The 21,002-nt window shown below is 68.4% G+C and carries 27 protein-coding genes and 1 pseudogene; 14 read left to right on the top strand and 14 right to left on the bottom strand.

Annotation, left to right across the window (positions count from 1 at the left end; genetic code table 11):
* Nucleotides 1-533 precede the first annotated feature (533 nt).
* On the top strand, nt 534-1,364 hold the full coding sequence (locus E1294_RS23445; RefSeq protein WP_132511527.1) for a hypothetical protein: 831 nt from the start codon (nt 534-536) through the stop codon (nt 1,362-1,364).
* Between the two features lie 192 nt (nt 1,365-1,556).
* Entirely contained in the window at nt 1,557-1,964 is a 408-nt protein-coding gene (locus tag E1294_RS54685) for a hypothetical protein (RefSeq protein WP_132511525.1), read from the top strand.
* On the opposite strand, the gene E1294_RS23435 is transcribed toward E1294_RS54685, so the two are convergent.
* Nucleotides 1,965-2,510 carry a YceI family protein gene (locus E1294_RS23435; RefSeq protein ID WP_132511523.1) on the bottom strand — a complete coding sequence of 182 codons (546 nt, stop codon included), beginning with the start codon at nt 2,508-2,510 and terminating at the stop codon, nt 1,965-1,967. It abuts the gene before it with no gap.
* Between the two features lie 363 nt (nt 2,511-2,873).
* On the opposite strand from E1294_RS23435, the gene E1294_RS23430 reads away from it, so the two are divergent.
* Nucleotides 2,874-3,728, top strand: a complete 855-nt coding sequence (locus E1294_RS23430; protein WP_132511521.1) for an NAD(P)H-binding protein — start codon at nt 2,874-2,876, stop codon at nt 3,726-3,728.
* 340 nt (nt 3,729-4,068) lie between these two features.
* On the opposite strand, the gene E1294_RS23425 is transcribed toward E1294_RS23430, so the two are convergent.
* The 4 genes from E1294_RS23425 to E1294_RS23405 all read right to left on the bottom strand — a co-directional run bounded on the left by E1294_RS23425 (nt 4,069) and on the right by E1294_RS23405 (nt 7,456).
* Nucleotides 4,069-4,725, bottom strand: coding sequence for a LysE family translocator (locus E1294_RS23425; protein ID WP_132511519.1), 657 nt, complete (start codon nt 4,723-4,725; stop codon nt 4,069-4,071).
* Nucleotides 4,726-5,145: 420 nt separating this feature from the next.
* Nucleotides 5,146-5,616 carry a histidine kinase gene (locus E1294_RS23415; protein WP_246083217.1) on the bottom strand — a complete coding sequence of 157 codons (471 nt, stop codon included), beginning with the start codon at nt 5,614-5,616 and terminating at the stop codon, nt 5,146-5,148.
* Nucleotides 5,617-6,115: 499 nt separating this feature from the next.
* Entirely contained in the window at nt 6,116-7,000 is an 885-nt protein-coding gene (locus tag E1294_RS23410; RefSeq protein WP_246083216.1) for a DUF389 domain-containing protein, read from the bottom strand.
* A gap of 258 nt (nt 7,001-7,258) precedes the next feature.
* Nucleotides 7,259-7,456 carry a LapA family protein gene (locus E1294_RS23405; protein WP_246083215.1) on the bottom strand — a complete coding sequence of 66 codons (198 nt, stop codon included), beginning with the start codon at nt 7,454-7,456 and terminating at the stop codon, nt 7,259-7,261.
* Nucleotides 7,457-8,163: 707 nt separating this feature from the next.
* On the opposite strand from E1294_RS23405, the gene E1294_RS23400 reads away from it, so the two are divergent.
* Complete coding sequence (locus E1294_RS23400; protein ID WP_132511513.1) at nt 8,164-8,733, top strand: hypothetical protein; 570 nt, start codon at nt 8,164-8,166, stop codon at nt 8,731-8,733.
* A 137-nt stretch (nt 8,734-8,870) separates the two neighbouring features.
* Nucleotides 8,871-10,259 carry a PepSY-associated TM helix domain-containing protein gene (locus E1294_RS23395; RefSeq protein ID WP_132511511.1) on the top strand — a complete coding sequence of 463 codons (1,389 nt, stop codon included), beginning with the start codon at nt 8,871-8,873 and terminating at the stop codon, nt 10,257-10,259.
* Between the two features lie 270 nt (nt 10,260-10,529).
* On the opposite strand, the gene E1294_RS23390 is transcribed toward E1294_RS23395, so the two are convergent.
* The gene (locus tag E1294_RS23390; RefSeq protein ID WP_281284484.1) at nt 10,530-10,748 is read right to left on the bottom strand and encodes a metallophosphoesterase family protein; all 219 of its coding nucleotides are present in this window, start codon (nt 10,746-10,748) and stop codon (nt 10,530-10,532) included.
* 95 nt (nt 10,749-10,843) lie between these two features.
* Nucleotides 10,844-11,401 carry a dihydrofolate reductase family protein gene (locus E1294_RS23385; RefSeq protein WP_132511507.1) on the bottom strand — a complete coding sequence of 186 codons (558 nt, stop codon included), beginning with the start codon at nt 11,399-11,401 and terminating at the stop codon, nt 10,844-10,846.
* A gap of 298 nt (nt 11,402-11,699) precedes the next feature.
* Here E1294_RS23385 and E1294_RS23380 point away from each other — a divergent pair, with 298 nt between their 5' ends.
* Nucleotides 11,700-12,224, top strand: coding sequence for a hypothetical protein (locus E1294_RS23380; protein WP_132511505.1), 525 nt, complete (start codon nt 11,700-11,702; stop codon nt 12,222-12,224).
* 297 nt (nt 12,225-12,521) lie between these two features.
* Entirely contained in the window at nt 12,522-12,785 is a 264-nt protein-coding gene (locus E1294_RS23375) for a hypothetical protein (protein WP_132511503.1), read from the top strand.
* A 278-nt stretch (nt 12,786-13,063) separates the two neighbouring features.
* Here E1294_RS23375 and E1294_RS23365 read toward each other — a convergent pair whose 3' ends face one another.
* The 3 genes and pseudogenes from E1294_RS23365 to E1294_RS23360 form a co-directional block, all read right to left on the bottom strand.
* Nucleotides 13,064-13,624 carry an NAD(P)/FAD-dependent oxidoreductase gene (locus tag E1294_RS23365; RefSeq protein WP_246083214.1) on the bottom strand — a complete coding sequence of 187 codons (561 nt, stop codon included), beginning with the start codon at nt 13,622-13,624 and terminating at the stop codon, nt 13,064-13,066.
* A 51-nt stretch (nt 13,625-13,675) separates the two neighbouring features.
* Nucleotides 13,676-13,782 (bottom strand): annotated as a pseudogene (locus E1294_RS58150) (FAD-dependent oxidoreductase); the annotation flags it as partial.
* Between the two features lie 280 nt (nt 13,783-14,062).
* On the bottom strand, nt 14,063-14,329 hold the full coding sequence (locus tag E1294_RS23360) for a hypothetical protein (protein WP_132511497.1): 267 nt from the start codon (nt 14,327-14,329) through the stop codon (nt 14,063-14,065).
* A 196-nt stretch (nt 14,330-14,525) separates the two neighbouring features.
* Between E1294_RS23360 and E1294_RS23355 the strand changes: the two genes are divergently transcribed.
* The gene (locus E1294_RS23355) at nt 14,526-15,194 is read left to right on the top strand and encodes a DsbA family oxidoreductase (RefSeq protein WP_132511495.1); all 669 of its coding nucleotides are present in this window, start codon (nt 14,526-14,528) and stop codon (nt 15,192-15,194) included.
* A gap of 54 nt (nt 15,195-15,248) precedes the next feature.
* A complete protein-coding gene (locus tag E1294_RS23350; RefSeq protein ID WP_132511493.1) occupies nt 15,249-15,623 on the top strand; it encodes a winged helix-turn-helix transcriptional regulator in 375 nt (124 codons plus the stop codon).
* Here E1294_RS23350 and E1294_RS54680 read toward each other — a convergent pair.
* Complete coding sequence (locus E1294_RS54680) at nt 15,614-16,273, bottom strand: hypothetical protein (protein ID WP_220447896.1); 660 nt, start codon at nt 16,271-16,273, stop codon at nt 15,614-15,616. The two genes, E1294_RS23350 and E1294_RS54680, sit on opposite strands and share 10 nt — an antisense overlap.
* On the opposite strand from E1294_RS54680, the gene E1294_RS54675 reads away from it, so the two are divergent.
* From E1294_RS54675 to E1294_RS54670, 4 genes are all read left to right on the top strand, one after another.
* On the top strand, nt 16,185-16,793 hold the full coding sequence (locus E1294_RS54675; RefSeq protein ID WP_342775074.1) for a VOC family protein: 609 nt from the start codon (nt 16,185-16,187) through the stop codon (nt 16,791-16,793). The genes E1294_RS54680 and E1294_RS54675 overlap by 89 nt on opposite strands.
* Before the next feature lie 36 nt (nt 16,794-16,829).
* Nucleotides 16,830-17,402 (top strand): TlpA family protein disulfide reductase, encoded by a 573-nt coding sequence (locus E1294_RS23330; RefSeq protein WP_165977437.1) that lies wholly within the window; start codon nt 16,830-16,832, stop codon nt 17,400-17,402.
* A gap of 36 nt (nt 17,403-17,438) precedes the next feature.
* Nucleotides 17,439-18,287 (top strand): cytochrome c biogenesis CcdA family protein, encoded by an 849-nt coding sequence (locus tag E1294_RS23325; protein WP_132511489.1) that lies wholly within the window; start codon nt 17,439-17,441, stop codon nt 18,285-18,287.
* A 417-nt stretch (nt 18,288-18,704) separates the two neighbouring features.
* Nucleotides 18,705-18,863, top strand: coding sequence for a hypothetical protein (locus E1294_RS54670; RefSeq protein WP_220447895.1), 159 nt, complete (start codon nt 18,705-18,707; stop codon nt 18,861-18,863).
* A 361-nt stretch (nt 18,864-19,224) separates the two neighbouring features.
* Here E1294_RS54670 and E1294_RS23315 read toward each other — a convergent pair whose 3' ends face one another.
* From E1294_RS23315 to E1294_RS23305, 3 genes are read right to left on the bottom strand one after another with little or no spacing between them, the layout of a single operon-like run.
* On the bottom strand, nt 19,225-19,653 hold the full coding sequence (locus E1294_RS23315; protein WP_132511487.1) for a VOC family protein: 429 nt from the start codon (nt 19,651-19,653) through the stop codon (nt 19,225-19,227).
* Nucleotides 19,650-19,976, bottom strand: a complete 327-nt coding sequence (locus tag E1294_RS23310) for an ArsR/SmtB family transcription factor (RefSeq protein WP_246083212.1) — start codon at nt 19,974-19,976, stop codon at nt 19,650-19,652. The genes E1294_RS23315 and E1294_RS23310 overlap by 4 nt, the downstream gene beginning before the upstream one ends.
* Before the next feature lie 22 nt (nt 19,977-19,998).
* Entirely contained in the window at nt 19,999-20,433 is a 435-nt protein-coding gene (locus E1294_RS23305) for an SRPBCC domain-containing protein (RefSeq protein WP_132511483.1), read from the bottom strand.
* A gap of 128 nt (nt 20,434-20,561) precedes the next feature.
* On the opposite strand from E1294_RS23305, the gene E1294_RS23300 reads away from it, so the two are divergent.
* Nucleotides 20,562-20,834 (top strand): hypothetical protein, encoded by a 273-nt coding sequence (locus E1294_RS23300; RefSeq protein ID WP_132511481.1) that lies wholly within the window; start codon nt 20,562-20,564, stop codon nt 20,832-20,834.
* Nucleotides 20,835-21,002: the final 168 nt, after the last annotated feature.

The following is a 21,002-nucleotide window of genomic DNA, read 5'->3' as shown; positions in this document are numbered from 1 at the left end:
CGCGGACCTGGTCCTCGTGCTCGGCTTCGCCCTCGTGGATCGCCGCTCCAAGGCTGGACAGGCGTAGCCGGGCGTTGATGGCGCTACTGTACGGCTGCTCCGCTACACCCCAGGGCGTAGCCGTACCCGTGTCTACATCCCTGACGGCAGCGGCAACTGCCGCCGTGAGAGCGACGACACCCCGACTTGATCACGACAACATCGACTGTGACGAATTCGCGCATTGCGCGGTGACACGCACGCTGCTCACCGTCCCCCTTGTCTCCGGCGTCGGTTCAACCGACATTCGCGAAGGTGTCGCCTGGGCCGGGAGATACGCGATGCGCGGGGCCGGTCGCACCGACCTCGGCGCATGAGAACGGACAGCACGCCTTGGAGGATTCATGCCATCCCATCGTTCGCACAAGACGTCCGGCTTGTCAGCACGGCTGCGGTCAGCGACCGCGGTCCTTGCTCTCGCTGTGGCCGGAGGGGGTGTCCTGGGCATTGCCCAGCCCGCTCCGGCGGTCGCCGCTCCCGGTGGCGGATCGAGCGTGGAAAAGTACCTGGGGACATGGAACTACGTTCAGCCGGACCGCGACAGCATGAGGAATATCGCGGTACTCAATTGTCCGGCCGGAGATCCGGGCTGTGCGAGCGCCAATCCGCTGGCGCCGGCGGGCTCCGTGTGGCAGATTCCGCAGATCGGCCGGGTCGTGTTCTCGAAGGAATCCGACGGGAAGGTCGTGGGACGGACGGATCGCGGCTGCACGTGGCGGTTCACGGCTAGCTCGGAGTCTCTCGACATCGATCCGGGCCAGACCTGTAGAAATCAGGTGATCAACTCTGAATACACCATCACTCGCTGGACGGTGACCGTCTCCGGCCTGCACGAAAAGGAGACCATCGAGGGTGTGAGCCGCAACAGGCGCGGCATGTTCGACTTCGTCCTGCGGAACGGAACCCGCACCAAAGCCGCGATGGAGCCGTGGGCCAGGACGGCGAGGCGGTTCGCGGGCCAGTGGAAGTACGTCCCGGCGGACCCCTCGCACCTGGTCAACATCGCCACGCACATAGAAGACAGCACGTCGCAGGTCACTTACCAGAAGCAGCGCGGCGTCGTCGAGATGACGGTGAAGCCGGATCGTACGGTGGTCGCCCGGACGGCGGACGGTTGCGAGTGGACCATGACCGTATGGGGAAACACAGCCGACCTCAACCCGCCCGGACAGGTCTGCCGGCGCCTCGGCAAGACCATCACCCTGGGCTTCTGGCAGGTGACGAGCGACGGGAAACAGCAGGCGTCGATCATGAGCGGCGCCATGCAGCGTGACGGTGCCAGCTCCAGGTTCGTGCTCAATGCCGGGGAGCTGTCCAGGCGATGACACCGCAGCGTCCGGCTGTCGGCGGACTGGGCGACTGACCGGGGCCTTGCCGGGGCGGAGTGACGGTGTGAGCACGTCGATCCACCCCGGCGAGAGCAGCAGCCCGTCGGTGTGCCAGCGCGGGAGCCGGTTGAGCTTGACGTCCAGGAGGTGCAGGTCGTCCATGCTGCGGATGTGATCTAGCCGGTCGGGGTGCTGGGGCAGCAGTTGGGCGATCTTGGCGCGGAACCTTTCGACACCATCGGCGCGCAGCCGTGCATCCGCGCCCTTCCTGGTGAAGTAGGCGATCCGATAGAAGTCCTCGCGGGTGAAGCTGAGCGCGATCTGGCCGCCGTTGAACTGGCCGGTGAGCCGGGCGAGCTGGTCCTGCTCGCCGGCGTGCCGGGGCAGGCGGAACCACCAGGTGCCGAAGGGGACGGGGAACTCCTTGGGGAACAGGCCCGCCGCACGGCGCAGGGTGGAGTGGCGGCCGTCGCAGGTCACCGTCAGACCGGCCCTGATCCCGCCATCCGCCGTCGGCGGTGCGGTAACGCACGCCTGCCCGGAACCCACGCTCACCGTACGGCGGCAGCCCGGGAGCGGCGTGCGGACCCTGCCTGATCAGGACCGCCGGATCGCGGTGACCTCGAACTCCAGCGCCACCTTCTGGCCGATCAGGACCGCGGTCGCGGCGTTCCAGTTCACGTGCCAGTCCTTGCGGTCGATCGTGACGCCGCCCTCGAAACCGACCCGCAGCTCCCCCGCGGGGCCGTTCTCGGCGCTGGTCAGCTCGAAGTCGACGGTGACCGGCTTGGTCACGCCGCGAATGGCCAGGTCGCCTGTGATCGTGAACCTGGTCTCGTCGACCTGGTCCACCCTGCTCGAGGTGAAGGCGATGGTCGCATGGTTGTCCAGGTCGAGGAACTTGGCGCGCAGGTGCTCGTCGCGCTGCACGTTGCCGGTCTGGAGGCTCCTCGCCTGGATCGTGAGCTGGATGCTCGACCTCGACGGGTCGCCACCGTCCAGGAAGGCGCTCCCCTCGAACTCCTCGAACCGCCCGCGTACCTTGGTGGCCATCGTATGGCGGCCGACGAAGCCGATCCGCGTGTGGACGGTGTCGAGGACATAGATGCCGGTCAGCTCGCTGAGCCTGGTGATGGTCGTCATGCTTTCGTCGCTCCTGGAGGGAATCGGGCCCGTCTTCGCGGGATGGTGTTCGTCCGAGCAGTACGACGTCCCAACGCCGGGGAATGTGATGTAGCCCCGAAAGCTCACATCTCACAGGGGGCCGCCATGTACCGATGAGGGCAGAGTCAGGGAGCGACGGGCTTGTTCCGTCCGCGACGATGTCGGCGTGCCGGACAGGGGAGGTCATCGCATGTGACCGTCAGTCAGTCGCCGGGGGATTCGGATCGAGCCCCGGACAGCCCATGAGATCAAAGTCACATCATGCCCGGCCGCGTCACATACCTGGCCCTCACATGACTCATGTCCACTAAGCCCCACTGAATCTATTGAGAGGTGGAAAGTATGATCCTGGTAACCGGTGCGACCGGCATCATGGGACGCCCCCTGGTCGACCTGCTCGCTGTCGGCGGCGCGAAGGTTCGCGCCGTCACCCGTGCCCCGGAGAGCGCCGGCCTGCCCGCCGGTGTCGAGATGGTCGAGGGCGACCCTCGCCGGCCCGGCACGCTTGCCTCCGCCCTGGAGGGCGTCACCCACCTGTTCCTGCACCCGCGTGCCGTCGGCCTGGCCGCCGCGGAGTTGCTGGCACTCGCCAAGGAACGCGGGGTGCGGCGAGTCGTGGCGTTGTCGGCCATCAACGTCGAGGACCCCTTCGAAGAACAGCCGTCGCGGATCAACGGCGACCGTAACAAGGAGGTCGAGGACGCCGCCATCGCCAGCGGGCTGGAATGGGTGAGCCTGCGGTCCAGCGCCTTCGCCGTCAACACGCTTCTCGCCTGGGGCGGTCAGATCCGCGCCGGTGACGTCGTCCGCGGGCCGTACGCGACCTTCTCAGAGGCTCCGATTCACGAGCAGGACCTGGCCGCGGTAGGCGTCCGCGCGCTGCTGGACGATGACCTGGTGGGCCGCAAGCTGGACCTGACCGGCCCGCAATCGCTCACCCACGCCGAGCTGATCGCCATCGTCGGCGAGGTGCTCGGGAGGCCGCTGCGCTTCCAGGAGATCCCGACGGAGGCCGTCCGGCACGCCATGATCGGACAAGGTCTCGCGGAGCCGTTCGTCGTGGCTCTGCTGGCCAGGTACGCCCGCGGCGACGGTCAACCGGCGCGCGTCACCGGCGAGGTGGAGTCGATCCTCGGCCGCCCTGCGCGCACCTGGGCCGACTGGGTGACCGACCACGCCGACGCCTTCCAGAGCTGAGACTGCCGAAGCCCGCGACCGGCGCCCGCCGAAAGAGCGCCCTCTGCCGGCGCGCTGCCCAGTATCCGATGTTCGGCCTGCGCTGCCCTGAACACCACTTTCGTAGAGGTTCCGGCCAGCTCGTACAGCGAGCCGCAGTACTACAACCACCAGCGCTACCACGCCGGGCTGGGCTCGCACCCACCGTTCACCGTGCACGTCGGCACCACCTCGGCCATCCAGGGCCGGCGCGAGCAGGCGGTCGAACGTCCACGCCCGCGCAGGAGGCCGCCTAGCGATCACCTCGGCAGCGTCCCTGTCGCACTTGACTTGACACCTACCGCTGCTCGGCTCCGGCGCGTCAGCGGCTCTCTGCAGCCAGGCGCAGGCCCAGGGCGACGAGGACCGTGCCGCTGACCGCGTCCAACCGACGCCGGATCACCGGGCGGCGGAACCACGCGCCGGCCCGCCCGACAGCGGCCGCCAGCGCCAGATACAGGACGATCTCGATGGCCACCTGGAGCACGGCGAGCAGCGCGGTCGTGGCGAACAGCGGCCGGTCGGCCGGCACGAACTGCGGGTAGAACGCGATCATGAAGGCGGCGATCTTCGGGTTGGCCAGCATGACCACCGATCCCTCGCCGAACGCCCTCCACCAGGACAGCGACGAGCCGGGCTCTGGCTCCCCGACGGCTACCTCCTGGGCCGCCCCGCCTGTATCCCGGCTGCGCCACGCTGAGCGCCAGGCCTTGATCCCGAGGTACAGCAGGAAGGCCGCGCCCACCACGCGCAGGACCAGGAAGGCCATCTCTGAGGCGGCCACCAGGGCGGCGAGCCCGGTGGCGGCGAGCAACGCCCACAGGTACAGGCCTGCCTCCAGGCCCAGCACCGTGGGCACCGCGCCGGAGAAGCCGTGCAGGGCCGCGCGGCGCAGGATCAGCGCCATCGCCGGGCCCGGCGAGGCGGAGATCAATACCACGGCAAGGGCGAAGGCGGGCAGAGAGGAGATGAGGTCCATGAGGCTCATCATGGTTGCGCGCGTACTGCCTGTTCAACGCGTTTTGCGCGGTACGCGGCTGCTGCGCGCTGCTGGTGCTATGGCGGAGGATGGCAGGCTCCGGCGGCCGGACAGGGCGAGACTTCCTCAGACGAGGTGAGCCTCATAGGCGGCGATGACCAGGTGGACGCGAGTCCGGGCATCGAGCTTGGTCAGCAGGTTGCTGACGTGCGTTTCACCGTGCTGAGGCTGACGTACAGGCTTTGCGCCATCTCTGCGCTGGACATGTCCCGGGCCACCAGGACGAGGTCCTCACGCTCGCGTTCGGTGATGTCGAGGCCACCGCCCGCGCTGGCGGGTTCACGAACCGCTGGATCAACCGCCGCGTGGTGCTCGGCGCCAGCAGCGACTCGCCCGACGCGATGACGTTCACGCTCCTGATCAGTTCGGCGGGTGGAGTGTCTTTGAGCAGGAAGCCCGCGGCGCCTGCCTGGAGCGCTCCGTAGACGTCAGCGCCTCTTGCACGATCCGGTAGACCGTCGGCTCCATCTCCCCGCCCACATCGCCGTTGATCTGTAGCTCCACCTCCAGGCCCGCCGCCTGGTCCTCGCGACGAGCGCGTCGAGATCGGCCAGTCCAGGGGCGGGCGCGAGTTGGGCCTCGCCTTGCCACGCCCGCCTGCACGGCGACCGTGCTGAGACTGTGGCCGATGACGTCGTGCAACTCCCTGGCGATGCGCAGCCGCTCCGCCATCGCCTCCGCACGTGCCCGCTCTTCCGCCTGCGCGGCGAGTTGCTCGGTGTAGAGCCTGCGCTGGCGTACGGCCGTACCGGCGGCCCATGAGGCGGCCGAGATCGCCGGCGCCAGCCCGAGCTGGTCACGCACCACGACCGAGAGCGGGAGTTCCACCACGCCCTGCATGGTGACCACGCCCGCCACGAGCAGCGGAGCACAGCCTTGCTCCGCGTGGCCAGCGTGTACAGCACAAGAGGCAGGCGGAGCAGTGATCAGGCCGCCATGGGGATCGTCGTGGCCGTGTACGTGGGAGTGGTGGCCCAGCTGCCGCTCGGCATGCTGGGCACGATGACGATCAGCGGCGAGCACGCGTCCTGCATGATCGACACGACCTTCGTCGCCCAGGTGCTGCCTGAGCCGCCACACTTGCCAGGCCGTATCCGTACAATGCCGCGCCCAGGAGCACGACGGTGAAGGAGACACCGGGGTGAAGGTCGACGATCGTGCGCCGGCTTGGTCATGGCCTCCTCCTGGCCGGCTCGCGCCTGACGGCGCCGCACCAGGTGACGTCCAGCCTTTCAGCCAAACGGGGGATGGCCGTCGCGGGACGCGAATGCGCCGGGTCAGCGTCGGTAAGGGCCGGCAAACCCCGGGGCGTGCTCGGGCGATACGGGCTTCATGAAGGCGCGCCCACCCGGCCAGCGTGGACCGTGCTCCCTTGCGTGGTCTCGAGCACGATCGGCACTCCGTCCGGAATCCGTCCGCGGAGGGCGCTGAGGAGGCTGGGGATCGGCGGCAGATCGCCCGGCGTCCGCACGCGGATGTGCAGTTCGCGCGCGACGACGTCGACGCCGGCGACCGACGAGTTCGGCACGGTGGAGATCCAGCCGTAGGCGACCGTCCTGGCCTGCGCACTCCAACGGGTCAGCAGATAACTGACCACGGAGTTGGCAGACAGCGGTACGAGCACCGCAACCACCAGCAGACCCAGCGTGAGTCGGGTGCGGCGGCGGCTCCGGCCGGACAGGGCGATGACCTCGGTGGCGTAACCCGTCGCCGTGAATACCACGATGCCGCCGAGCACGAGGGCCAGCAGGTTGGACAGAAAGAGCACCAGCGCGCCGAGCGTCAGCCAGAGCGCGCCCCGGCCGAGACACACGCCTGCCACGGCCAGCGGTGGGACCAGGGAGATCGCGATCGCCACACCCGGCAGTACGGCGGCGACGTCGCGGCGGGCATGGGCCACGGCTCCTGCCAGTCCGGTGGCGAGCGCAGCCACCAGGTCCATCAGCTTGGGGGAGGTGCGTCCGGCGATCTGGCTGTTGGCGAGCAGTTCGTAGGAGGTGGGCAGCAGCGCCGAGAAGGCCATCCCCACGGCGATCACCAGCAGGCCGCCGAAGAGCACGAAGCTGATCGCGCCTTGGCCGCGGTGGCGTACCGTCGCCAGAGCGATACCCATGATCGGCGTGGCCAGCGGAGCGATGATCATGGCGCCGATAACGGTGGCCGTCGAGTCGGTGAGCACGCCGGCCGAGGCGATGACCGCCGACAGGGCCAGCATCGTCCAGAACGCCGAGCGTTTCGCGCGGATGTCCCCAGACGACAGATCCAGGCTTCCGGCCAGTTCCTCCAGAGGGCGGCGCTGCGCCGCGGGCAGTATCCGCTCTCGAAGTCCGCTCAGCATGCCATCGAGTATCCGAGCACGTCACACCGGCCGAAGGAGAACGACACGGACGGTCTGCGATCATTTCGCGAGACACGTTCGCGCACCAGGCGACCGGCTGGAGCGCCAGGAGCTGGGAACCGGTCCCGGACCGCGTTATCGTCCCTTTGCGCCCCTGCGGCCGATCAGCGCACCGATCAGGATCCCGATGGCGGTGCACGCCACCAAAGTGATCCACAAAGGGGCGGTCACCACAATCATGAACAACTGGATGACCGCATCCTGCCGATTCTGCAAGATGAACACGACCGCCAGCACCAAAAGAACGAGTGCCAGCCACACGCGTGGCGGCACCGTCCCCAGTCTGCTTACCGGCCTCTGCTCTGTCACGATGTCCCCCCGGATGCGTGCAGCGCCTTAGCCCTTCTCCTACCCCGAAATCGCAGGTGACGAGGATGCATACCCGACGACCTCGTCAGGACGACGGCTGGTGTTCCGGCGCCCCCAGCTCGACCACGTTGAGCAGGCACATCGGTCGCCGGTCGGGAGCGGCGCATGACTGGACGTGGCCCTTTCGCGTACGAAACGTCGGCGTGGGAAGCGCTGAGTGGGCCCGATCAGCCCTATGCCGGTGAGTGCGGCCAGCGTTAGTGTGGCCAGCGGTTCGCGGATTTCCGCCGCCGTGTGAGTCGCCTCCTGCGTTTGATCACATCCGCATCCGGTGGAACCAGGGTGAGGTGAGGGGGGTTATCGCGCTGCTTATGCGTAGGCATTGCATTCGCTGAGTTCGGCCGAAGCGCACGCATGGCCTACACCATCGAGGGCGTCGGCAAGCGACCGGCCACGCCTCGTCCTCACCGATCCCGGGCCGGTACAGCCGCGCCGAGCCGATGCTCTTCAGCTGGGGCAGCAGCTTGAAGTCCGGGAGGTCGGAGAAGGCATCCTCGCTGCATGTGAAAGGTTCACGACAGGCGATCCGGCAGCCTGCGCATGCTCGCCGAGCCAGCACGGCGAGCGTGATGCGGGGTGGCGGCAGCGTGCCTTTGTGGAACGATGTGCGAGTGCACGTCGGTCGGCCCTCCCTGCGCGCCTTACGCGCCACGGTGTTCGCCGTGGCCTGCGTGCTGGTGTCGGCCGCTGTGCACGTTCTCGCCGGTGGCGCCGCCGTACGGCCCGGCGCCCTGGTGCTGGCGCTGGTGCTGACCTGGGCCGGGGCGTACGCCATCGGAGCCCGTCAGCGCGGCGTGGGCGTGCTGCTGGGCGCGTGCTTCGCCGCCGAGTACGGCATGCACCGCCTGTTCACCGTCGGAGCCGAAGCGGCGCCGGATCCGCTGACTCATGCCCACGGCGACAGCGGGGTGGGCATGTTCCTGGTCCACGTGGCGGTGGCTCTGCTGTCGTCTTGGTGGCTGGAGCGCGGCGAGACCGCCCTGGCCGCGATCGCGCACCTGGCCGCCACGTCGCTGAGCATGCTCTGGGCCGGCCTGCTGCTCCTGCTCGCCGTCTCGCCGGTCACCCCAAACCTGCCGGGCCGCCTCCGAGCGGGTCACGCGCCGGACCGGCTGCGGCGACTCCTGCTCGCTTCTAGCCTGCGTCGCCGCGGGCCTCCTCTGTTCGTCTCCGTTTTCTGACCGGGCCGTAGCCCGCTTCACGGTCGTGGCCGGCCGCTGCCGCCACCCCGTTTCCTGCCGCGCCGATGCGCGGCCCGAACACCTCATCATGTGGACGGCGCGCGCCTGTCGCGGCGCGCGCCCGTAACGGAGACCCCATGACCTCTACCGACACACGCCCCACCGCTGACCCCGAGCCATCCCCCAGGCGGGCATCAGCCTGGACCGCCCTCAAGCCGCTGATTCTGCGCCTGCATTTCTACGCGGGTGTCCTCATCGCCCCCTTCCTGCTCGTCGCCGCCTGCACCGGCCTGCTGTACGCCGCTTCCTTCCAGATCGAGCAGATTGTGCACCGTCACGAACTGAGCGTCCCTGTCGGCCAGCAACGCCTGCCGCTCACCCAGCAGGCCGCCGCCGCGCAGACCGCGCGTCCTGACGGGACGATCACCGCGGTGCGCACCCCGGACGGGGCGGACGCGAGCACTCGCGTCCTGATGGACGTGCCCGGCCTGCCGGAAAGCACCCAGCTGGCCGTCTTCGTCGATCCGTACACAGGCCAGGTGCGTGGCACGCTGGACAGCTACGGCAGCTCGGGCGCGCTCCCAGTACGCGCCTGGATCTCTAACCTGCACCGTCACCTGCACCTGGGCGAGCCGGGCCGGCTCTACAGCGAGCTGGCGGCCAGCTGGTTGTGGATCGTCGCCCTGGGCGGTCTGACCCTGTGGATCACCAGGCGCCGCCGCACCCGCCGCCTGCGCGGTCTGCTCGCCCCCGATCAGTCGTTGCCCGCAGCGCGCCGGCGCCTGTCCTGGCACGGCTCCGTCGGCCTGTGGGCGGTGCTGGGCCTGCTCTTCCTGTCGGCAACCGGCCTGACCTGGTCCAAGTACGCCGGAGAGAACGTCGGCGAGGTGCGCACCGCGCTCGGCTGGACCACGCCGGCGATCACCACTTCCTCCGGCGACCACGCCGCCCATGCCGGTGAGGGGGGCCACCAGCACAGCGGCACGGCTGTGAACATCGACCAGGTCACCCAGGCTGCGGCGGGCGAGGGCCTGTCCGGTCCGCTGGAGATCGTGTGGCCGACCGAGCTGGGTGCGCCCTACGTGATCAAGGAGATTGACACGACAGTCCCGCAGCGTCTCGATCAGGTCGCCGTCGACGCCACCTCCGGTCAGGTCACCGCCGTGCTCCGCTTCACCGACTACAACCTCGCCGCCAAGCTCACCCAATGGGGCATCGACGGGCACATGGGTCTACTGTTCGGCCTGGCCAACCAGATCGTGCTGATGCTGCTGGCCGCCGGGGTGATCACGCTCATCGTGCTCGGCTACCGGATGTGGTGGCAGCGTCGCCCCACCCGCGGTTTCGGCACGCCGTATCCGCGCGGCGGCTGGCGCCGGGTGCACGGGGCCGTCCTCGTGCCCCTGGTCCTCATCGTCGCCGCTGTGGGCTGGTTCCTACCCCTGATGGGTCTGTCCCTGCTCGCCTTTTTGGCCGTCGACGTCTTGCTCGGCCTGCGTGCCCGCGTGACCCGGGAGAAAGCGTGACCCCTGCGATGCATGCTTCCGGACGTCGGCGATAGCGCCGCCGTACAGCCTGCTCGGCACGGGCCTGCTCGGCCCATGCTGTGGCCCCCGGCTCGGCGAACCCGGCCGCGCGCAGCACGCAGTTGCACGCCGGCGTCGGCGCGTCGTCCTGCGCGGCGCAGCCACTCGCCGTAGACGAGGTGGGTCCTGGCCTGTTCGAGGGCCGTCCTCCCTGGGCGTGCAGGTCGGGTGCGCTGCCGTAGTGAGTCTCGGCCACGGTGCGAGGGGTGATCAGGGCCGGGCGGCGGTGGGTGGCCGCCGCCGCCCGGCGAACGCGTTCGCCGCCGTGTCGTGGTTGCCCGACGCCGGCGCGAGCGTGGTGCTCAGCAGGCTCGCGCGGGCGGAGTCGAGCAGGTCCGTCCAGTCCTGCTCCCGGCCGCCGTTCTCGACGACGTCGCCGTTGTGCATGACGAACTCCGCGTCCGGCACGTGCTTGAGCGCCTTGGCGATGGTCTGCGGCGAGCGCTCCGCCTCGGCCAGGTTCTGCGACTGCGAGTCTCACCTGCCCCGGCTCGGCCGCCGGCCGCGTCACCAACCGGTGCGGCTCAGCGGGTCCGGTAGCGCGCGTAGATCAGTCCGCTGTCGAAGGCACGCTCCTCGACCAGCTTGAGATCGAGGCGCACGCCGTCGGGGAAGAACCGCTTGCCGCCGCCGACCACGCTCGTGGTGATGAACAGGTGGTACTCGTCCACCAGGCCGGCCGCGATCGCCTGGGCCGCGAGGTTCGGGCCGTCGACGGTGAGGTCGTGATCAGCCTCGGCCTTGAGCTTGCGCACCGCGTCCGGGTCGAAGGTCCGCTCGATCCTGGTCTTCGCGCTGGACACCGACTCCAGCGTCGTGGAGTACACGATCTTCTCCGCGGCCTGCCAGTCGCGGGCGTACTGCAGGATGTGCGGCGGCTGGTCGGGCTCGGTGTGCGCGGTCTCCCAGTAGACCATCGTCTCGTACATCCGTCGGCCGTAGAGGTACGTGCCGACAGGGCGGAAAAGGTCGTTGATGAAGGTATGCACCTTCTGGTCGTCGGCCCCGGTGCCGAGGTCGCCCTCCGCTGCCTTGGCGTAGCCGTCGAGCGAGGTGATCATCGAGTAGATGAGCTTTGCCATGCGTCTCCTTCGGGTACGAGCGCGTCAGCCTGCCAGCGGTCCTGCAGGCTTTGACCTCCGCAGGCCCCGGAACTCATCGATCGGCTGGCCGGCTGGTTCCGTCAACCGTCAGCCACGTCCGCGACATGGAGCTGCACGCCACCAGCACCACCATCCGCCCTCACCACCTGCAGCAGTGACGAGCCTCGTGCTGGCCACTGCGCGGATTGCCAAGGAAGCAGGGGCCGCTTGGAGGACAGACCTCCGGAAAGCTTCTGCGCGTTCTGAGCCTGTGCCCGGTCGTTTCTGAAACGCTGGTGTGGCAGAGGACGTTGCGGACGAGGTGGTCGGAGGCGACATGAACGAGGCGACCGCGCACCTGCTGTTCGACGCGGTGGAGCGCTTGGAGAAGAACATCGTGGCCCGGGAGTGCCCGGCCATCGTCGCCATGGAGGGCACGGACAAGCTCGTCCTGACCGAGTACGACTATCTGCGCGACCCTGTGACGGCGGAGGCGTTCGAGATCAGGGCAGCGGAGAAGGCCCTGGAAATCGACGTCGTCCGTTGGGTGCTGGGGGTTCCGCAGGTGTGGTTGTTCAAGCCCCCGAGCACGATCGCCGTCCGGGCCGTCTCCTCTCACCCACTCCAGGAGGGGGAGCAGGAGGCCATCACCTGGATGAGCTTCGACCGCGACGACGGTGTGGATTACGGGCGGGTCGCGTATGTGCGCCGCCCGAACGGGGAGCCGGTGTTCGAGGACCCGGAGATCTTCGACGTCGGCATCCGGCCGGCGCAGACCATGCCCGGCTTCGTGCTGCTGCAGCGGTGCCTGACCGAAGAGTGAGGGCCGGTCCTGACGAACCAGCCCCCGACCGACTTCGAACCTGTGAACAAAGGCAGATCGAGGTCAGTCAGAGCAGCGGATCTTCTGCGGCCGGCTTGCGGCCGCTTTTCGCTTCGTTCGCGGTGGCCCGATCGGCTGCTTAGGATCTTGAACGCCGCCGGTTCGGCCCCCGATGTCCTGGCCGTCGACCGGTCCTTTCCATTGATCGTCATGTCCGATCTCGGCGCTGCCCCGAGCCTGGCCGACGTGCTCTGAAAGACAGGCGTACGTCGTGCCACGGCCACCTGGGCCTTCTTCATGACGTGGGTCCTGCTGACCCGCGCCCGCGAACGAGATCGCCCGATGCACCGCACCCGCTCGCCGGCGCCGGCCCAACGTCAACTGCTGCGCTACCGGTGGAACGGCCTGCTGCGCGAGCTCGACCGCTCCGGCGGCGATCTGCCGGCCGTACGCGAGGCGGTGCGGACCTGGCTGGACGAGAACACCGACTGGGACGTGCCCGACCTGCCCCGCTATCCGGCTTTCGCGACGGCCCAGACGACAGGGCTTGCGACACCGTGATGGACATGCCTTCAACCGTCACGAACGCCTTTGCCGCGCTGCGGTTGCTGCCGCTGGGAGATCGAGACAAGGACATCGAGATCCTTGCCCTCCGCCACCCAGATCATCGTTCTTGAACGACAACTCGGCGCGGACAGCAGGGTGACGTTCGCTCCGGAGGATCGCGCCCTTCCGGCTGCGCTCCTGACACCGTTCCCTCGCGAGGTCCTGCGCCGGCTGCGGCCTCTCATACGGCCGGATACCGTCGTGCGCCGGCACCGTGATCTGCTGAAGCAGCGTCACGCTCGCGCCCGTCGGCCGTCGCGGTGCGGACCGCGGTACTGCATCGGGTCGCATTCGGGCTCGGTGCCGCCGACATAGAGACCGTTGCCGGGTGCGCCGCGCAGATAGGTGCCCAGGTCCAGGTCCGCGATCACTGGTCCCGGCTGGTCGCCGTGGTTGAACTTGGGGGGTGCGGTCACGAAGTGCACCTCTTGACGCATCGGACGGGTCGTGACGGTGAAGTCGTCACCGACGCCTGCCATCTGGTTGAACGCCGACGACCACGGTCCCGCCACATTGACCACGATGGGTGCGTCCACCCGTTCGCCGTTCGCCAGGCTGATGCCGGCAACCCTGCTGCCGGTTCGTCGTACGGCGGTGACCTGACTCTCGTACACGAACCGCGCACCTGCATGGCGGGCGGCGTCAGCGAGGTTGACCGCAGCCAGCATCGGATCGTCCACCCAGCCTGCATCCGGAGTCCACAGGGCGCCGAGCTGCTCCGTGGGATCTGCCCAGAACGCGTCGTCGTCGAGCCTCTTGGGTGGCCAGAACCGCCCCACGTCGAGTCCCGGCACCCGCTTCGCCAGCAGGGACGAGTCCCATATCTCGTAGGGGATGCCGGCCCGATCGAACAGACGACGACCTGGAAGCCGGCGCGGGTAAGTTCAAGAGCCGTCGACGAGCCGATCACGCCGGCGCCGGCGACGACGACATCCGCGGTGAGAGTCACCATGCCATCCTCGCCCGATGCGGCGCCCGGCCGTCACCGTCACCTGTCGAAGAAGGGGACCCACGACCGCGACATCAGACCAGTGCGCCGCACCCACGACGCGTCCTCGACAGCAGCGGGTTACGCTCCGAGGAGACCGCGCCGGCTTCTGGGCGCTCACCGGCAGATCACAGCCGGAGCGGTCGAGCTCGCGCAGCAGGCTACGGTGACACCCCGCAGTTCGCGCTCGCCCGAACACCCCAGCCCTGACATCGTCCTCGACCTCAACGGGGCTGGCCACACGTCACCGCAGTGGCCGGCCGGCCAATTTGGTGACGTGGTCGGGGACGGCCGTCGCGGTGCGGAGCTTCGGGTCGGGCAACGGCTCGCCCCAGGTCTGCGTGAGTGGTAGCACGCCGGCCCAGATAGGACGGTCGTAGTCGCCGGCCTCGCCGTTCGGTGGACCTTCCCTTACTTTCACCGACGACTCCTCCAGCGGGAGGGCGACGACTATCGTTGCGGCCAGCTGCTTGCGGGTGGGGGCGTCCAGCGCGGCGCCGCGTCCCGGCACGAGCTGGTCGGCTGCGGCGCGCAGCGCAAGCGCCCCGAGCAGCCCTGTGCTTGGCCGGCCCCGCTCCTTCAGGGATGAATGCTTTCGACGAGGGCTGGAAAGACCTGCGCGACCCGCGCGACATTCGTCAGAGTAATGAGCTTACCTCAAAGTGCATACTTCTCCGTCCTGAATCCGTTCTCTACGATGGGGAGCCATGACCGCTGAAAAGATCACGGTAAGAGTCGAACTCTTCTCGGACATGATTTGCCCGTTCTGCTATATCGGCAAAAGGCGGCTCGATAGGGCGCTCGCCGAAATCGGCCGCCGCGACGAAATCGAGGTCGTATATCGGAGTTTCCAGCTCGACCCGTTCGCGGCGCGGGTCGCCGGTGAAACGCTTCCTGAGCGTGAGATGCGCTTTCATGGCCTGTCCAGGGAGACAGTCGACTCGCGGCTCGGCATGGTCGCCGCGATGGCCAAGGAGGAAGGGCTGGACTACGACCTCGGCAAGGCTCTGCCGGTGCACACATTCGACGCGCACCGGCTCATGCATTTCGCCGCTGAGCACGGCAAGGCGCCGGAGCTGGCGGAGAACCTGCTGCGGGCGTACGCGGCGGAGGGCCGTTCCATCGCGGATCACGACACGCTGGTGGAACTGGCCGGCGCCGCGGGGCTCGACCGCGAGCGGGCAAAGGCCACGCTGGCATCGGACGCGTACGCCGGCGCCGTGCGCGAAGACCTCGACCGCGCCGCGCGGCTCGGCGTCGGCGGCGTGCCGATGCTGGTGATCGACGGACGACGGGGAATGTCCGCCATGGAGTCACCAGACGTGCTCGCCAGGATGCTCACCCGATCGCTTGAGCGGAAGAGTCCGGCGGAGTGAGCGGCGGTCCCGGCTTACTGTTGGAAAGCAGCTATCCATCAGTACGCTTAAGGTGTGGCTGACGGCGCGGAACGCAAGGCGAGCGACCTGTTCGCCAGGGACTGTCCGGGCAGGGTGGTGCTCGACCACGTTACCGGCCGATGGGGCGTCCTCATCCTGGCCGCGCTGACCCCCGGCCCCCTGCGCTTCTTCGAACTGCGCAACAAGGTCGAAGGCATCAGCGACAAGATCCTTGTGTCGAACCTCCGCACGCTGCGCGGCGACGGCCTGATCGAGCGCACGGTCGTGCCCACCTCGCCGCCGCAGGTGAGCTACGCGCTCACCGATCTCGGCCAGGGCCTGTCGATCCCGCTGCAGGGGCTGATGGACTGGATCGTGGAACACGGCGAGGACATCATGGACGCTCAGCGCCGAGCGGCTCACACGTAGACGGGGTGTGTCCACGCCGGGGTTGCGGAGCCAGGGTCTCGACGGCGGACAGCAGGAGACGCCACCATCTCACCCACAAGCACAAGGACCTCAAAGACCTGTCCTATGCCCAGGTCAAGGCACGAGGAGGCATCCCGGACCGGGAGCGGAAGCTCCACGAGGACATCGCCGCGCTGACGGCCAAGGTGGAGAGCCTGCGCGCCGATCGTGACGGCTACCGGGCCGCGAGCGAAGTGTTCGCCTGCATGAACGTGCTCACGATCGAGAACACCAACCTGCGCAAGGAACTCGCCCAGGCTCGTTCCTCCACGGTCCGGCCTGGGCGACGATTCCGTACGCGTGCTGCGTTCGCTGCGCCGGCCGTCGCGGTCGGTGTATCTGATCGAGACCGGTCGGCGGTGGCGCACCGCATCGGCGATGGTGAGCAGGACCCCGGCGTCCGGGGTGGCGAACTCACCGGGCTGGTCCGTGAAGGCGAGAGATTCCAGGAGCGTGTCGAGTCGGCGGGCGACGTGATCGGGCAGCACTCGCCGGATCTTGGCCGATGCCGTCTCACTCGCCGTGTGCACCCTCGCGATCGCCGGCACCCGCACCGTCCCGCTGTTCGCCCCGGGCTCTGTCCGCCCGGCGGACAACCACAGCGTGATCACCGAGTTCCGCGTCGACGACGTAGACCGCGTTCACCAGAACCTGACCGGCTTCGTCACCGACTTCGTCAACGAGCCCACCACGATGCCCTGGGGCAACCGGTCGCTGCTGTTCCGCGACCCCGACGGCAACCTCGTCAACTTCTTCACCCCGTCTCCCCGGCGGTCATCGAGAAGTTCGAACGTTGACGCCCACAGCCGCTCACGCGGGAGTCCTGAGATCCCAGGACTCCCGGTGCAGAGGGCACCGGAACGCACCGCTGACCCCGAAGGACGCCTGCGGTTGTGTCTGCGGATCGACGCTGGTCGGCCGATCGCGCACGGCGCCGGCGCATCATGGTTCGCGAGCGTGCTGCGCGACGGCCGCGCTGGCCGCGATGATCGGTTGCGCCCAGTTCGCGCACCGGCCGGTTCAACGGCTGCGGTGCGGGCTGGCATGTCGGCGGGGATGCAGCATGTTCTGGGTCGTACGGGCTGTCGCCGTCATCGGCTTGTAAGAAGTGACGTAGAGCAGCGCTTCTAGAGTGCACCTATGATCCCAGTACGAACGGCGGCCGCGATGGCGACACTGGCCCTGCTGGCGGCCGGGTGCGGTGGCCAAGGGCAGAACGGGGCGGCGAGTGACACCGCGTCGGGCTCTGTGACCTCCACTGTTACCTCCGCGCCGACGGCGTCCCCGTCGACCCCCTCGACGCCCGCGCCGACAGCATCACAGGAAGCGTTGGTGCCTACCGCGCTGGAGTTCTCCGCGCGAACGCTGGGCGGTGACAGCTTCGAGGGCGCGAGCCTCGCTGGCCGGCCGGTGGCCTTCTGGTTCTGGGCGCCGTGGTGTCCCAAGTGCCTTTCTGAGGCGCCCGCGGTCAAGGCCGCGGCCGGCAAGTACGGTGATGTCGCGTTCATCGGGGTCGCGGGGTTGGACACCGAGGCGGCGATGAAGGAGTTCGTCGAACGCACCGGAACCGGCGACCTCGTGCACCTGGCGGACGACAAGGGTGCGGTCTGGACGAAGCTAGGTGTCAGTGAACAGTCCACGTTCGTGTTCATGAAACCGGACGGCTCCACGGAGAAGGCCTCGGGCCCGCTCAGCCAGGACAAGCTGGACGAGCACCTGCGTGAACTCCTCGGCCGGTAGCTCCTCCGTGTCCTCCTCTAGTTCGCGGGAGCGTGCATGAACGACCTGCCGCTGGCCCTGGCACTCACCGCCGGCACCGTGGCCGCGTTCAACCCGTGCGGCTTCGCCATGCTGCCCGCCTACCTCACCCTGCTGATCAACGATGAGGAGACCACGCACCGCGGGCCTGTCGTCCGGGCGCTGATGCTTTCGGCGGCCATGACCGCCGGATTCGTCACCGTCTTCGGCCTGTTCGGGCTCGTCGTGACCGCGCTGGCGGTGTCGGTGGGCGCATATCTGCCCTGGGCGTCCCTGTTCATCGGCGCGTTCCTGATCGGGCTGGGTGTCTGGCTGCTGTCCGGCCGTGAACTGGTGCTGCGCCTGCCGGGGCTGGCCACCGGCCGCCCCACCACCTCACCTCTGTCCCTGTACGGCTACGGGCTGTCGTATGCGGTGGCCTCCCTGTCCTGCACGGTCGGGCCGTTCCTCGCGGTCACCTCGGCCTCCCTCTCCGGCGGCGGGCTGCTCGGCGGCGTGGCCGCCTTCGCGACCTATGCGCTCGGCATGGGCCTGGTCATCGCCGTGCTGTCGCTGGCGGTGGCGTTCGCCCGCGCCGCCGTGGTCGCCAGGCTGCGACGCTTGCTGCCGTATGTGTCCAGAGCCAGCGGCGGGCTGCTCACCCTCGCCGGCCTGTACGTCGTCTACTACGGCTGGTACGAGCTGCGCGTCTTCGCCGGAGCCGACGCCGACGACCCGATCGTGAGCACCGCGACAGCCGTACAGGCCGCCATCGCCGACTGGCTGGCAGGACTTGGCGCCGGCTGGATCACCGCCGCGCTCGCCTTGCTCGTCATCGGGGCGCTCGCGCTACGCAAGGCACGACGGCGCGATCGAACCACTGGGTAATGCCGCGGGGCGGTTCAGGGACGTCCGGGTGTGGGGCGCCTGATGAGTGAGTTCCCGGTGCCTGGCACGGCCTTCATAACGCCCCTCAGTCCATCAACCAGCTGCCGAACCACCATGACAAAGCGCGGCAGGAACAGCGACATTGAACACCGTGGCACGTCACGGATTGGCCGAGGACGGGTTGCGGGCCGCAGGTGTTCGGCTGCTGACAATCTCGCGCGTTCGCGGAGCCGAACCGGGGAAGGTTGGCAGGCAGATTCCCGATCTGTTCGCGGAATACACCAGGCGAGGTCGCCGACGGCTGCCCGCTGGACTGCGGGCTGTGCCCGACCGTGATCGACCTGGCCCAGGCGCGGCCGATCCGCTCGGACCAACCTCAACACCAACGGCATCCACCTGGCCTCCGACCAGGCCTTCGTGGCCGCGCTGGGCGAGCGCAACCACGTGCCCGACCGGTCGGTCAACGTCTACCTGCAGTTCGACGGCTTCGACCCGGAGACCCATCTCGCCATCCAGGGCAGGGACCTGCGAGAGATCAAGCAAGAGCGCTGGACAACTGCGCGGCCCAAGGGCTGACCGTCACTCTGGTCGCCGCCGTCGAGCGCGACCTGAATGAGCACGAGCTCGGCGCCATCGTCCTCTTCGGCGTCGATCACCCGGCGGTGCGTTCCATCGCGTTCCAGCCCGTCACCCACATCCGACGTCATGTGCAGCTCGACCCGCCAACTCCGCCTCATCCATCTGCTGGCCGAGCAGCTGCCCGACTGGCTGCGCGCCTCGGACATCTTCCCGGTGCCGTGCTGTTTCCCGCCTGCCGCTCGATCACGTACCTGCTGATCGACGAGGACGGCGTGGTGCCGATCCCGCGGCTGGTCAACGTGGAGGACTGCGCTCTCACAGGGAAGGACGGACACCCGCCACGGCGATCACGACACTGTCAGGCAGGTGACACCGATCGCGGGGCTTCAGGAGGCGGCAGCCGGGACGGGGACTCCGCGAGCAGATGTATGACACCGGCTGGGTTCTTGATCCAGTGGGTTCTGGAATCGAGGTCTTCCAGGGGCTCGACCTCGTCACACGGGTGGATACCGATGTCGGCCAGTCTGCTCGCTGCCGCGTCCAGGTCATCGGTGTGGATCTGCAGCCACAGGTCGGGCTGGCTGTAGTTGTCGACACAGTCGAGCCAGAGCGTATTGGGACCGAAGCGCACCGAATGAGTTCTCGAGACGGTCGGAGCGTAGGAGACGTCGTCCTCTTTGACGTCGAAGCCCAGAGTGTCGCGGTAGAAGGCCACGGTGGCCTCGTACTGTGCCTTGGGGATCTTCATGGCGAGGTTAAGGCCGGCCCTGAAATCAGGCTCGCTCATTGTTGCGTGACTCCTTGGTTCGTGTCAGTGGCGTCCAGTGCATCTTCCAGCGCGGCCAGCCGGTCATCCCACCTGTTGGCGAGCCTGGCCAGCCACACCTGGGCCGTGCGAATGGCGGCTGGTTCCAACCGGTAGGGATGGCGGCGGCCAACCGGTTCGCCGGAGCTGATCAGGCCCGCTTCGGCGAGCTGGCCGAGGTGCTTGGCGACCGCCTGGCGGCTGACCGGCAACCGCCGCGCCAGATCAGTGACGGTTGCGGGCCCGGCGCGGGCGAGCTCCTCCAGCAGCGCCCGCCGCGTTGGATCGGTGAGCGCCGCGAACACCGCAACGGCCTGCCCTTCTGAATCAGGCGGCCGCATCGAGGTAGGTCTCCAGGTCGACGAGCTCCGCGTCCCATCCCTGGCTGTTGGCCTTGTGGGCAGACCGGGCCACTTCGTCGGCGGCCTGGCCGAACCCGCTCTCCACGAGGCGCAGCCGAGTGCCGTCCGGTACCGGCTCCAGGATGAAGTTCACAAGCGTCTGGGGCGCGTCATCCTCCGGCAGGCCCTCGATTCCCCACCTGAACGCGAAACGATGTGGTGGATCGACCACCGCGATGGTGGCGACGGATTCCTCGTCGAGGTCGTCCCAACGGAAGAACGCGCGCCCGCCGGGTCGCAGATCTATCTCCGCTACCGAGCCGAACCACCGCGAGAGCCCTTGCGCGGTGGTCAGCGCTGCCCACACCCGCTCGATGGGGTGCCGCAGCACCGCCACACGTTCGATCGCGTCCGAAACCATGCTCACTCTCCTTCGCAACCTGTAGGTTGCCCCATTAATAGCAACCTACAGGTTGCGATCGTGCCCCGCAAGCCCCGGCGCGGAGGGCGGACGTACCACGCACCGCAAATGCGGCCTCCCTCACCAGCTTGGACCGCCACCTGCACAACCGGACCGGCGGCATGATCGGGGCATCCCTCTGCGCCAAGCTCAAGGTTCGCCGTCACAGGGCAGCGACGCTACTGCGGGGCACGCCCTTCGGTGCTCAGCTCAAGTTCGTCTTCGGCTTCGACAAGAGCAACGGCGTCGCCATAGGGCTGGCGATCACCTTCAGCGTTCTGACGGCGATCATTGCGGCGATCGCCGGCAGCGTGAAGTCGGACGGACGCGGACCAACCACCGCCACGCCACCCCGTCCGTGATCACCTGGCTGTTCGGCTGGCGGATTCGAGCAGTTCGAAGCAGTATGCCTTACTTGCCTCACTGCTCGACGATGCACTGACCTGCAGAAAGCTCAGGAAGCGCTCGACCGTGACCGCGATCGTGTCCGGTGCCGGGCCGCCGGGGTCGACGGGAGGCTGGGGGATGGC

Source organism: Nonomuraea diastatica (genome assembly GCF_004349015.1).
GTDB classification, from domain to species: domain Bacteria; phylum Actinomycetota; class Actinomycetes; order Streptosporangiales; family Streptosporangiaceae; genus Nonomuraea; species Nonomuraea diastatica.
Note: the sequence above shows the minus strand (reverse complement) of the source record. Positions and strands in the feature narration are given on the sequence as shown.